The sequence below is a fragment of the Exiguobacterium sp. MMG028 genome, assembly GCF_027947425.1.
GTDB lineage: Bacteria > Bacillota > Bacilli > Exiguobacteriales > Exiguobacteriaceae > Exiguobacterium > Exiguobacterium aestuarii_A.
The window spans coordinates 276,329-288,343 of record NZ_JAQJIN010000003.1; the positions used below are offsets into that span (position 1 = coordinate 276,329).

Consider the following 12,015-nt stretch of genomic DNA (forward strand, 5'->3'; position numbering starts at 1 on the left):
TCTGTTCCAACTTCCGGACTTCTAGCGTTGAATGATCACCATGACGTGTATCAATCAACAAACGGAAGATCGGAGATGGAACAGATGGAACCGCAGCTACGACTGAGGATCCTCCTCTCCGTCAAGAACGGGGAGGACAATCGGAATGAAACGAGTTGCTACCATAGTGCTCGGAACGCTGATCATGGCGTTCGGTTATTATTATTTGAATGAACAGTTTGGTTTGGCGGAAGGTGGATTCGTCGGGTTATCGCTACTCGGTCGCTATTTATTTGATATCGACCCGGCGATCTCGATGATCGTGCTCGACATCCCATTTTTTATCATTGCATTGTGGTGGAAAGGATGGCGTTTTGTCGGGCAGGCGGTGCTAGCCGCTTCGTCCTTATCGCTCAGTTATGCGATGTGGGACCGTCTCGATTTGCTCACGTTTGATATTCAAGTATGGCCAGCGACGTTATTCGCTGCCATCGCGAGTGGGATATTGACCGGATATGGTCTCGGTCTCGTCTTGAAATCAGGCGGAGCGACCGGTGGCGACGACTTATTCGCCCTCGGATTATCGAAATGGACAGGCGTGTCGGTCGGTACGATTTTAATTATCTTTGATGTGATCGTCCTTGGGATTTCACTCATTTATTTACCATTATCGAACGCATTGTATACGCTCGTCGCGGTGTCAATCGCCGGACGGGTCGTCACCAAGATGCTTGTCGTCGATGAGCCAAAAGCGACACCTGTCGTACCAAATTGGACACCAAAAAACGATCTCGCGTGAGATCGTTTTTTTATGATAATCTAGCTTTGGATGGAAAAAAATTACTGATAACAAATAGAGAGTGATACAATAAGTAAAGATTGATTGTTCGGGTGGTGAAAAGATGAACCGCAACATCGTAAACTTTAGTATTCTCGTGTTACTTATGGCAGTGATGGTAATCAATAATCTTGAAGGAATGCACACGTTCAAGACAATCGTGAACAGTCTGGCGATTTTGACGTTGACCATCGTTGGAATGATGTTTATGACGAACTATGTGAAAAACAAGAAGCAAGTCATGTGAGGAGATAGGTGGCCGAGGCTACCTATCTTTTTTCGTTATTTGTGCTGACATGTCTTACGACCTATCTTATGATTTAGTTCGTAGACGAAGAAGTACTGGCAATGACGGCGGCAGTTGTCGCAGCGGTCATTGCTTGTTGCATCGCCAGCAAGTGGGCGAAGGTCCCGTGTAGCAACAAATCATTCGCCTCTCCCGTGATGTGGTCGGCAGCTACGAGTTGAAGTGCGACAAGCACGCTATGTGTGTTGAACCAGCGCTGCTTGTCCTTTTCGGCATCCACGATTTCCTGAATGGCGTGCACGGCATCCGCATTCGGTCCCGCGACAATGCTCAACAAAGCGAGCGCCGGTAACTGCTCACGTCGAATGGATAGTTGGATGTCGTCTAACTGCGATTTCCATGCCAGCAGTCGAGAGACCGCTTCTTCTGGTTCAGACTCGCTGAATGTCAAAAGATGCGAGACGAGTTGCAGTTCGTTCGATTTCGGTAGCCGATCTTTCAATAAGCTATAATGCTGCTCGATCCGTTCGTTCAAATCGATGACGTCATCAAACGCTTGAACGAGCACGAGTGCTGATAATAAGTCTTCCTCGCTCGTCAACCAGGGATGATGTTGTTTGAACGTTTGATATAAGTCAGTCGCTTCATCGAGTCGTCGTTCAGGTTCCCCTACATTGATCAGTTGATTCGCTAAAAAAGGTCGTAATGAACTGAAACGGAAATGCTTTCGGTCGAGTAACGTATCAAGTCGAAGGGCCTCGTCGATTGCGGTCCCGATGTCTTCATATTTGGCATCGAGAAAGGAGAGCCAGACGAGGTTTTGAATGCCCCTAAACTTTGAAAACATCTTCGTTTTTTGTTTCAATGTATCGCGTGCGTTCGAAAATCGAGATGCCTCGAATGGGGTGTCGTGAATCGCATAATGAATGGCCATCAAGCGTCGGAAGTCATCCGTCAGTTCCCACTTCGTTGCTTCCTTGATGGCGTCTAACGCCTCTACATATCGTTCATAACGTGTCATATCGAATCGCCTCCTTGATCAACATTACGAGCTGGAGTAAAAGATGTTTCAAAAAAGCCGCCCGGAAATGTTCCGGGCGGCTTTTCATTATTGTACTTGTGTATACAGCTTTTGCATGTACTCGTTCACTTCGTCGGCCGCTTGGAACATCATGAATGAATGTTGCAAGATAATCTCTGGTGAGAAACCGAGATCGAGGTCGAGTGTTGATGCGAGTGTGACATCACGATCGCTGTCGAGTACGCAACGGAAGTACTTGAACTCCTGGTTGAACTCGTTCAAGGCATTTAGAATCGGTAAGTCTTCTACGTAGTCTGGGACGTGCGTGACGGTCGCAGCGTATAACTCAGCGTCTGTCGTCTTTTTGTTAAAAGCGATAATCATAACGGGCTGAGCCCCGGATTTTGTTGTTTCACGCGTCAAAAACGTGACGTGCGTTTCAGTGTCGCTCTCTTTGAACGTCATGTTGCGTTCAGCGGCGAGCGCTCTAAATGATTCTACTTTTTCTTCGAAGTTCACAAGGAAATCCCCCTTAGTAAGTCGTTACTCTAACTTTCCCCCATTTGGACGGGGAAAGCAAGGGGAACTAGCGTTTCATCAACATTTTAATGGCTTCTTCGACCGTTTCTGACGTATCTTCGCCATCCGCTTGCGCTGTGATGATGCACTGTTCTAAGTTCTTGGCCACGATAATCGTCGAGGCGCGGTCGAGTGCGGAACGTGCTGCGCTCAGTTGTGTCACGACGTCACGACACTCTTTTCCTTCCTCCATCATGCGGATGATGGCGCGAATTTGCCCTTCTACCCGTTTCATACGATTCAATACTTTCGGGTCGTATTGATACTGTTCCATGTCCTTCACCTCTATAGTAAAAATTGTTCAGTAACCCAACTATTTATTGTGTAGGCTCATCTTAATACATGGGGGAGTATGTGTCGAGCATCAACCCCTCAAGAAGGGAAGAATAAAATATTCTCTATTTCGTCAAACTTATTTCTTGCAATTGTATACCTAAGGGGGTATATTAATGACGTGGAAGCGAAATGTTCAATAAATCACAAACTTATTGATCGCCAGCTACCAAGCCGAATGGTATAAATTGATTTGAAAAAAGAAAGGTAGATCAACGATGAAAGCATCCGCTTTAAAACGTCAAATGGACTTTGAAGTGCCTGTAAATATCGTCGACGTCCGAGAACGTGACGAGTTTCAAGAAGCGCATATCGAAGGTTCCAAAAACTATCCGTTATCAGAAATGACAACATGGATCGATACACTCGACCCTGCTGAAGAATATGTCGTCCTTTGCCGCTCTGGTGCACGTAGCACGCAAGCAACTTGGCAAATGGAGGCGAAAGGCTATAAAGTGGTCAATATAGAAGATGGCTTGATGAGTTGGCCAGGAGAAGTCGTCAGAGGAGGAAATGGACAATGAGTAAAAAAATCGTAATCGTCGGTGGAGTAGCGGGTGGTGCATCTGCAGCAGCACGTCTTCGTCGTTTAAATGAAGAAAATGAAATTGTCATGTTTGACCGTGGAGAATATATTTCATTTGCGAACTGTGGTCTTCCATATTACATCGGGGACGTCATTCAAGATCGTCAAAAATTGCTCGTCCAGACGGTTGAAGGGATGAACAAACGTTTCCAACTCGATATCCGTAACTTGACGGAAGTTGTTAACATCAACCGTGACGAGAAAACAGTGACGGTGAAGCATGTTCAAACAGGCGAAACGTATGATGAGTCATACGATGTCCTCATCCTTTCACCGGGAGCGAAGCCGATTCGTCCAAACATCCCTGGAATCGACGAGGCGGAAGACATCTTTACGCTTCGCAACATTCCGGACACAGATAAAATCCGTGGTTATGTTGATGACAAAGCACCAAAACACGCGACCGTAATCGGTGGGGGCTTCATCGGGATTGAGATGGCAGAAAACTTACGTGAGCGTGGCGTTGACGTTACCCTCGTCGAGATGGCAGACCAAGTCATGACGCCACTTGACCGCGAGATGGTCGCTCCGATTCATGAACATATGCGCCTTCACGGTGTCGAGCTTCAATTGTCTGATGGCGTTTCTTCATTCTCTGAAAAAGGGAAGAAAGTACATTTGACGAGCGGCCGTGTCATCGATACAGATATGGTCATCATGTCGATCGGGGTCACACCGGAGTCGACGATTGCGCGTGAAGCGGGTCTTGAAACAGGTACGCGCGGTGCAATCCGAGTGAACGAGAAAATGCTCACATCAGATTCAAATATTTACGCAATCGGAGATGCCGTCGAAGTACTCGATTACGTCTTCCAAGAGCCAACTGTCGTCCCACTCGCATGGCCAGCGAACCGTCAAGGTCGTCTCGTTGCCGATATCATTAATGGTCGTGACGTGAAATATAACGGAACAATGGGAACAGGAATTGCGAAAGTGTTTGATATGACGGTCGCATCGACTGGCTGGAACGAGAAACGTTTGAAAGCAGCCGGTAAGACGTATGAAGCTGTTCATGTGCATCCAGGTTCGCACGCCGGATACTATCCAGGATCGACACCGGTGTCACTCAAACTCTTATTCCACCCAACAACGGGTGAGATTTACGGTGCACAAGGTGTCGGGATCAACGGAGTCGACAAGCGAATCGACGTCATTGCGACAGCGATGAAAGGTGGTTTGACGGTCCTTGACCTGCCTGACCTTGAACTCAGTTATGCACCACCGTTCAGCTCGGCGAAAGATCCCGTCAACATGATTGGGTATGTCGCTTCTAACGTCGTACTCGGTGATAATGAGGTCGTGCATTGGGATGAAATCGATGAGCTCGTGAAGAACGGAGCGACGTTACTTGACGTTCGTGACGAATCAGAACATGAACTTGGGAAGATTCCAGGATCGATCAACGTCCCACTCAACTCATTACGTGAAAACTTAGATAACTATGACCGAAACGAAACGATTTATGTGACGTGCCAAGTCGGTCTTCGTGGATATCTCGCATCACGCATCTTGCGCCAAAATGGCTTCAAGGTGAAAAACTTGAGCGGTGGCTATAAAACATGGTCACAAATCAATCGTGATTTCGAGGCGCTTGAAGAAGCGAACACATCAAATGAAACAGCGGCTACCGTTGTAGAAGAGGAGCCAACACAAATGACGAACGCACCAATCGGTGAAGCGGTCATGTTAGACACATGTGGTCTACAATGCCCGGGACCAATTTTAGAAGTGAATAAGAAAGTTGCAGAACTCGGAGAAGGCGAAACACTTCGTGTCCTCGCAAGTGACCCAGGGTTCTTCGCCGATATCGAAGCGTGGGCGAAGAAGACAGGTAACAAACTCGTCTCGAAACAATTCGTCAACGGACGTGTCGAAGCCATCCTTCAAAAAGGACAAGGTCCGGCTGCGCCACAAGCGGGCACTCCAGCAGGAGACGGCGCGTCGATGGTCGTCTTCAGCGGTGACCTCGACCGTGCACTCGCATCTCTGATCATTGCGCAAGGTGCTGCGGCGATGGGGAAAGAAGTAACAATGTTCTTCACATTCTGGGGACTCAACGTCATCCGTAAGCCAGATGCACCTGAAGTGAAGAAACAAGGTCTTGAGAAAATGTTCGGTATGATGATGCCAGGACATGCTGGTGAACTTCCACTCTCGAACATGAACTTCGGTGGTGTCGGTCAAAAAATGATGAAGAAGGTCATGAGCGACAAGAATGTTCCTTCTGTCGAAGAAATGATCAAGTCAGCTCAAGAGGCAGGCGTAAAAATGGTAGCCTGCACGATGTCAATGGATGTCATGGGAATCAAAGAAGAAGAGTTGATTGATGGGGTCGACCTCGGTGGTGTTGCGGCGTATCTCGGTGCAGCAGAGGGCGGCAACTTAAACCTCTTTATCTAAATGAACTGTATAACGAATCGGATTGTGATGGGCAATCCGATTCGTTTTTTTTTGTTGGTGAGATACAAACCGAAGGAAGACCTTATAAGCAAGAAAACGAATTCATATTGCAATTTTCGTATAATTTACCTATAATTCTAGTCATGTTAAAAAAGTTAACATGACTTTTTCTGTTGAGATTTTTAGAATGATGGAGGATTAGTATGGAGAAATTTGTAGAGAACCTCGTTTCACAAGCGAACGATTTATTATGGTCGCAAGTGCTCATCGTTGTTCTTGTCGCATTAGGTATTTATTTCACGGTCCGTATGGGCTTTGTTCAGTTCCGCATGATTCCTGAGATGTTCCGCCTTTTGTTCAAAGAAGGGACAGCTCGTGAGAAAGGCCAAGTGTCTTCGTTCCAAGCGTTCGCAATCGGGACGGCAGCACGTGTCGGAACAGGGAACATTGCCGGTGTGGCGACAGCGATTGCGCTAGGTGGCCCAGGGGCGGTCTTTTGGATGTGGCTCATCGCTTTGATTGGAGCAGCTTCTGCATTTGTCGAAAGTACATTGGCACAAGTGTATAAGATTCGTGACGGACGCACATGGCGCGGAGGTCCGGCTTACTATATGGAACGTGCGCTCGGTCAACGTTGGCTCGGTGTCTTGTTCGCGATTTTAATCACGTTCTCATTCGGATTCGCGTTCAACTCTGTTCAGTCGAACACGATTTCACTTTCTGTGAGTAACCAGTTCGGTATCAGCACAACAGTCGTTGGGGTTGTCCTCGCCATCATTACGGCGATTGTCGTATTCGGTGGCATTCAATCAATCGCACTTTTGTCGAGTATCATCGTTCCTGTCATGGCGGGTGGCTATATTTTACTCGCGATTTGGATCATGGTGACAAACGTATCCCTCTTACCAGACGTCTTCAGCCTCATCTTCTCAGAAGGAGTTCTTGGCATTGAGCAACTCTTTGGTGGTGCAATCGGTGCGATGGTACTCCAAGGGATTCGTCGTGGTCTCTTCTCGAACGAAGCAGGTATGGGTTCTGCGCCGAACGCCGCTGCGACAGCGGAAGTATCACACCCTGTTAAACAAGGGTTGATTCAATCGTTCAGCGTATTCGTGGATACATTGCTCGTTTGTACGTCGACAGCAATGATCATCTTGATTTCAGGTGTTGCCGGTTCAGAATCGTTTGCAGGTGTCGAATTGACGCAAGCGGCATTGACAGCAGAAGTCGGTTCGGTCGCGACATCGTTCTTGACGATTGCAATCTTCTTGTTCGCTTTCAGCTCGATTCTTGGTAACTACTACTATGGCGAGACGAACATTCAGTTCATCTCGGATAAAAAAATATACGTCACGCTCTATCGCATCGGTGTCGTCGGAATGGTCTTGTTTGGTGCGGTCCGCTCTGCAGGGCTCGTCTGGTCGATTGCTGATGTGTTCATGGGTCTCATGGCACTCGTCAACTTGTACGCGATCTTCCGCTTGGCAAAAGTGGCTCGAGCCGTTCTTGACGACTACTTGTCACAGCGTCGAGCAGGACAAGATCCGGTCTTCTATGTCGACTCGGTAGAAAACCTTCCAGGTCGTGAGTATGTAGAAGCTTGGGAAAGCGAAACAGAAGAACAAAAAACAGGAACAAGTCGTTCTTGATGAATGGAACCGTCTACGAATTCACGTAGGCGGTTTTTTTACGTATACAAGACGGGTAATGTCATAAAAAGGGGGCGTTCATGTATGGAGACGACGCATTATGTACGTGTTTCCCCAGAAGTTTGGGTGTCATTTAATCAAGATCCGGAGATGATTTTAGACTGGTTGATTCATATGCATGAGCAATACCGTAATCGGGACGACACGTTAACGCTCCCAAATGTCGAATCGTTTCAACGCGTGCTCAGTCAAATCGAGGTGTATATCGATGGGGCTGACACATACAATATGGAAATGGCGCTCGTTGGCGAGGAGTTGATTGTGAATGAAGCACAGGCGGTCGTGGTCGGAATCTTGACCCCACAGCTACTTCACATCGTCAAAGACACGTTGCATGCGTTCGGACGGGATGATGTGAAAGACATGGCACTCGTACCGAAAGAGGAGTTTGAGACGATTTGGGAAGATTGGACAAAGTTGCAACAGTTCTGTGAGACGGCCGCATCCCAAGAAGAACTTGTCCTCATTTATTATGAGTAATGATGAATCCGATATGGTATAATGTAAAAAAATGGATAAAAGAGGATTCGATCATGGACGTGTTCGGCACACTCATTTGGCTTGGTATTCTCATCAACCCGTTTCTCGCCTATCAAACGAAACACATATCACTTTATCGCATCACACTCACCTTATTCATCGTATTCTTGGTGACGTGGGGGTATGCTGTAGCGGGCGAATCAGTACCGACCCTATTTGACACAGCGTGGAGTTTGCTGTTCATCGCTTATGTTAGTCTTTTGGTGTTGAATAGTTACTTCGTCAGCAAACGGTTCGTTGCAAATATGACATGGTTTCGTTTTGGTGTGATGGGCCTAAGCGGAGTCGTCATCAGTCAAGTGTGGTTCGGACTGAGCACGGACAACTGGGAGTGGTCATCCTTTATGAATGGGGACGTATGGATGATGAGTGTGACCGTATCACTCCTGCTCCTTCTTTTCGTCACGATGAAAACGCTGGACCGTCGGATCGAAGTATAAAAATCCCGAAACGAATGCATTCGTTTCGGGATTTTGATTATTTCAAGGCTGTCTCGAGTGCCTTGACGTTTTCACGCATCAAGTCAAAATAGCTCTTGTCCATCTGTTCTTTTGTGACAGATTCCAAGTTGTGGATTGTTACGCTTTCTGCGCCGATTTCTTGCTTCACGACCTCAGCCACTTTCGGTGTGACTGTATCTTCAAAAGCGATATAGTTCAAGTCGTGGAGACGTGCCTCTTCAATGATTCGTTTCAGGGCTTGTTGTGATGGTTCTTCAGAAGGTGTGAGTCCGGCGATTGGCAACTGATCGAAACCATATCGTTCAGCCAAATAGCCGTATGCCGCGTGTGTCACGAGCAACTCTGACTTCGAACCGTTCTCGACCGCTGCTTTTAACTCTGCATCGAGAGCGTCTGCCTCATCCTTAAATGCACTCAAGCGTTCTGAGAACTCGTCTTTATAGTCCGGTGCTTCTTCGCTGAAGGCTGATTCTACAGCTTCCGCCATCGACACGGCATTCATCGGGTCGAGCCAGACGTGTGGATCGTATTGTCCATGGTCATGCTCATCTTCGTTATGCGCTTCTTCTTCATTGGCATGCTCGTCTTCAGAATGTCCTTCTTCTTCGTGAGCATGTTCATCTTCGGAATGACCGTCTTCTTCATGAATATGAACGGTATCGGTTGCATCAAGCAACGTCACGTCCTCTGCTGTTTTGACGAAAGCGACGTTCTGTCCTTCTAAGCTCTTCTCCATGGACTCGACGTAAGGTTCGAGGTCATGGCCAATTGTCAAAAAGAGGTCCGCATCTGCAATTTGAGTCATCTGCTTTGAAGTGGGCTCATATGTGTGTGGGTCTGCTCCAGGTGGAATGACCATTTCCACGTTGACACGGTCACCACCGATTTCCTCTGCCATTGACTTCAAAGCAAAAGTCGAAGCGTAAACCGTTAGTTTCTGATCTGTCGATTCGGATGCGTTGTCTCCTTCGGTATTCCCACACGCGCCAAGCAAAAGCGTGCCGGCCGCGACAGCGCCTAGCCAAGTCTTCTTCATCTTTCGTCGTCCACCTTTCAAATTATCTGAATATTAAATCGTAACTGTTACGTTTTATGACTGCGAGTAATATTATAGTGTGACCTTCGGAGCACGTCAAGTCCGACTTCTGATGGATAGATTTTTGAAAAAAGCGGGAATATGATTAAAAAAAGGAACGAGGAGTGGATTGTATGAGAAAGGAGACTGCCTGGTTTGTCGGGGGCGCGGCACTTGCTGCGGCGACGGCAGCCGGGGCTAGCGTGTGGAGTCAGTACGGGTCACTTGTCAGATGGCAAGAGCCCGAATTACCGATTCGACCGACAACACGCCGGCGCCACACGTATACGTATAAGATTGTTAATGATCGTCCGCTCCAATTTGATTTATATCTTCCGCCAGGAGAGGGACCGTTCCCGGTAGCGGTCTATGCACATGGGGGAGCATTTGTGAGAGGGAGCCGCAGCATGGTTACGCTGTTCCATCCGTTACTCGATCACTTTTTGGGGAAAGGGATCGCCGTCGTCAGTATCGATTACCGTTTATTTGAAGATGGGGTGTATTTCCCTGACAATATCATCGACGTTTCCGATGCGCTTAGCTATTTAAAACAGCATGAATCATTGCTCACCCTCGATACAAGTCAGTTACTCGTGTGGGGCGACTCTGCTGGAGCAGCTTTAATGCTCGCTACTGCGCTCGATCGTCACAAACAATTTGTAGGGGAACTCGGGGATGACCTTCCGACAATCAAAGGAGTCATCGCCTTATATCCGCCGACAAACTTCTTGTTGTTCAAATTCATCCAAACATGGCTAGCTCATTTGAAGTTTTACGAGGGAAGCCGTGAAGAATGGCGTGAACTGATGGTGAAATGTTCACCAGTCTCCCATCTATATGCCGATGCCCCTCCGATTTTACTCTTACACGGGAAGAAAGATCCGATTGTGCCGTTTGGTCAAGCCCTTCACTTCGTCGAACATGCGAGTGATGTCGGTGCGAACGTTCAGCTTATCTCGTTTCCGAATGGGACACATTCGCTTGCGAGTTTCCTACAATCGGACAACCCGATCAAAGAAGAGCAGTTGATGACGCGGATCAATCGTTTCATTGACGAATGTCTTGTCTGAAGTTGCGATTTTTAGGGAAGATGGTACGATGGGGGATGATTGAAAGAGTAAGGAGTGGAAGCAGTGACAGAGTTATGTTTAGTAAGACACGGTCAGACCGATTGGAATCGTTTAGAAATCATTCAAGGACGTGAAGACAATCCGTTGAATGCACTCGGACGCCAACAGGCAGAAGAGAGTGCAGCTTTTTTGGGTCAAGAAACATGGGATCTCATCGTTTCTAGTCCATTAACGCGTGCGGTCCATACAGCACAGGCAATTGCGACAGCCTGTGGAATCGAGCATGATGCGATTCGATTGGACGAGCGATTTATTGAACGCGAGTTTGGAGCAGCGTCCGGACAACCTGTGAAGGGCATTTATGAAGCGGTGCAGGCCGATGACGAGCGTCGCGTTCCCGGTCTCGAATCAGAGGATGAGATGCGTGCTCGCGTCCTAGAAGGAATGGAACATTTGGTAGAGATGTATCCCGGAAAACGGATCATTGTCGTCTGCCATTCACATGCGATTAAAGCAGCGCTCTCAGCGATCGATGACACGTATACGTTCCGTCATGCGATGCGAAACGCCTGCTCGAACTATATCATCCATCAACATGGCCAGTTTGAGGTGAAGGCGATTAATGTTGCTGATCATATCACCGATCCGGCCATCATGAAATGAGGAGAATGTCATGACGACCTTACTATGGGTATTCATCATCGCATCATTTGTGGTCGCTTTTGCCGGACTCATTTACCCGGTCATCCCGAGCGTCTTGTTCTTGTTTATCGGATACATGATTTACGGATTTGGCTTTTCATTTGAGCCGTTAACTTGGACATTCTGGGTATGGCAGTCTGTCTTCCTCATCTTCTTGTTTGTGGTGGACTACGTTGTGACCAGAGCTACAGTGGATAAACGTGGAGGGTCAGAACGGGCGAAATGGGGCGCGACCATCGGCTTGATTGCCGGACCGTTCATTTTCCCGCTCGTCGGGGTCCTCATCTTCCCATTTGTTTTCGCATTTTTAGCAGAGTTAACACTCGGAAAGACGACACGTGAAGCATGGAGTATCGGTGTCGGAACAGTTCTCGCGTTTCTCGGTAGCACGCTCTTAAAAGTGATTGGAATGACGATGATGGTCATCTTGTTCTTCATCTATGTGTGAGGCGGAGGTCCTTTCTCCGTCTTTTTT

General features: G+C 47.6%; 14 protein-coding genes. 10 read left to right on the top strand and 4 right to left on the bottom strand.

The window, feature by feature from the left end; translation table 11 throughout:
- The first annotated feature begins 145 nt into the window (after positions 1–145).
- Positions 146–778 carry a YitT family protein gene (locus PJK55_RS12025; protein WP_074034289.1) on the top strand — a complete coding sequence of 211 codons (633 nt, stop codon included), beginning with the start codon at positions 146–148 and terminating at the stop codon, positions 776–778.
- Positions 779–881: 103 nt separating this feature from the next.
- Entirely contained in the window at positions 882–1,064 is a 183-nt protein-coding gene (locus PJK55_RS12030; RefSeq protein ID WP_271305959.1) for a hypothetical protein, read from the top strand.
- Positions 1,065–1,137: 73 nt separating this feature from the next.
- Here PJK55_RS12030 and PJK55_RS12035 read toward each other — a convergent pair whose 3' ends face one another.
- The 3 genes from PJK55_RS12035 to PJK55_RS12045 form a co-directional block, all read right to left on the bottom strand.
- Positions 1,138–2,085: a DUF4003 family protein gene (locus PJK55_RS12035; protein WP_271305960.1), complete on the bottom strand. Its 948-nt coding sequence runs from the start codon at positions 2,083–2,085 to the stop codon at positions 1,138–1,140.
- Positions 2,086–2,172: 87 nt separating this feature from the next.
- Complete coding sequence (locus tag PJK55_RS12040) at positions 2,173–2,604, bottom strand: YbjN domain-containing protein (protein WP_015880528.1); 432 nt, start codon at positions 2,602–2,604, stop codon at positions 2,173–2,175.
- A gap of 67 nt (positions 2,605–2,671) precedes the next feature.
- On the bottom strand, positions 2,672–2,938 hold the full coding sequence (locus tag PJK55_RS12045) for a metal-sensitive transcriptional regulator (protein WP_214695974.1): 267 nt from the start codon (positions 2,936–2,938) through the stop codon (positions 2,672–2,674).
- A gap of 277 nt (positions 2,939–3,215) precedes the next feature.
- On the opposite strand from PJK55_RS12045, the gene PJK55_RS12050 reads away from it, so the two are divergent.
- The 5 genes from PJK55_RS12050 to PJK55_RS12070 all read left to right on the top strand — a co-directional run bounded on the left by PJK55_RS12050 (position 3,216) and on the right by PJK55_RS12070 (position 8,672).
- On the top strand, positions 3,216–3,521 hold the full coding sequence (locus PJK55_RS12050) for a rhodanese-like domain-containing protein (protein ID WP_271305961.1): 306 nt from the start codon (positions 3,216–3,218) through the stop codon (positions 3,519–3,521).
- Positions 3,518–5,983, top strand: coding sequence for a CoA-disulfide reductase (locus tag PJK55_RS12055; RefSeq protein ID WP_271305962.1), 2,466 nt, complete (start codon positions 3,518–3,520; stop codon positions 5,981–5,983). Before PJK55_RS12050 ends, PJK55_RS12055 begins: the two co-directional genes overlap by 4 nt.
- Positions 5,984–6,186: 203 nt before the next feature.
- Positions 6,187–7,632, top strand: coding sequence for an alanine/glycine:cation symporter family protein (locus tag PJK55_RS12060; RefSeq protein ID WP_271305963.1), 1,446 nt, complete (start codon positions 6,187–6,189; stop codon positions 7,630–7,632).
- 84 nt (positions 7,633–7,716) lie between these two features.
- Positions 7,717–8,172 (top strand): hypothetical protein, encoded by a 456-nt coding sequence (locus tag PJK55_RS12065; protein WP_214760799.1) that lies wholly within the window; start codon positions 7,717–7,719, stop codon positions 8,170–8,172.
- 53 nt (positions 8,173–8,225) lie between these two features.
- Complete coding sequence (locus PJK55_RS12070) at positions 8,226–8,672, top strand: hypothetical protein (RefSeq protein WP_271305964.1); 447 nt, start codon at positions 8,226–8,228, stop codon at positions 8,670–8,672.
- A 37-nt stretch (positions 8,673–8,709) separates the two neighbouring features.
- Here PJK55_RS12070 and PJK55_RS12075 read toward each other — a convergent pair whose 3' ends face one another.
- Positions 8,710–9,729 carry a metal ABC transporter solute-binding protein, Zn/Mn family gene (locus tag PJK55_RS12075; RefSeq protein ID WP_271305965.1) on the bottom strand — a complete coding sequence of 340 codons (1,020 nt, stop codon included), beginning with the start codon at positions 9,727–9,729 and terminating at the stop codon, positions 8,710–8,712.
- Between the two features lie 173 nt (positions 9,730–9,902).
- Between PJK55_RS12075 and PJK55_RS12080 the strand changes: the two genes are divergently transcribed.
- The 3 genes from PJK55_RS12080 to PJK55_RS12090 all read left to right on the top strand — a co-directional run bounded on the left by PJK55_RS12080 (position 9,903) and on the right by PJK55_RS12090 (position 11,988).
- Positions 9,903–10,838, top strand: a complete 936-nt coding sequence (locus tag PJK55_RS12080; RefSeq protein ID WP_271305966.1) for an alpha/beta hydrolase — start codon at positions 9,903–9,905, stop codon at positions 10,836–10,838.
- A gap of 63 nt (positions 10,839–10,901) precedes the next feature.
- Positions 10,902–11,501: a histidine phosphatase family protein gene (locus PJK55_RS12085; RefSeq protein WP_214785633.1), complete on the top strand. Its 600-nt coding sequence runs from the start codon at positions 10,902–10,904 to the stop codon at positions 11,499–11,501.
- Positions 11,502–11,511: 10 nt separating this feature from the next.
- Positions 11,512–11,988 (top strand): DUF456 domain-containing protein, encoded by a 477-nt coding sequence (locus PJK55_RS12090; RefSeq protein ID WP_214696004.1) that lies wholly within the window; start codon positions 11,512–11,514, stop codon positions 11,986–11,988.
- Positions 11,989–12,015 lie beyond the last annotated feature (27 nt).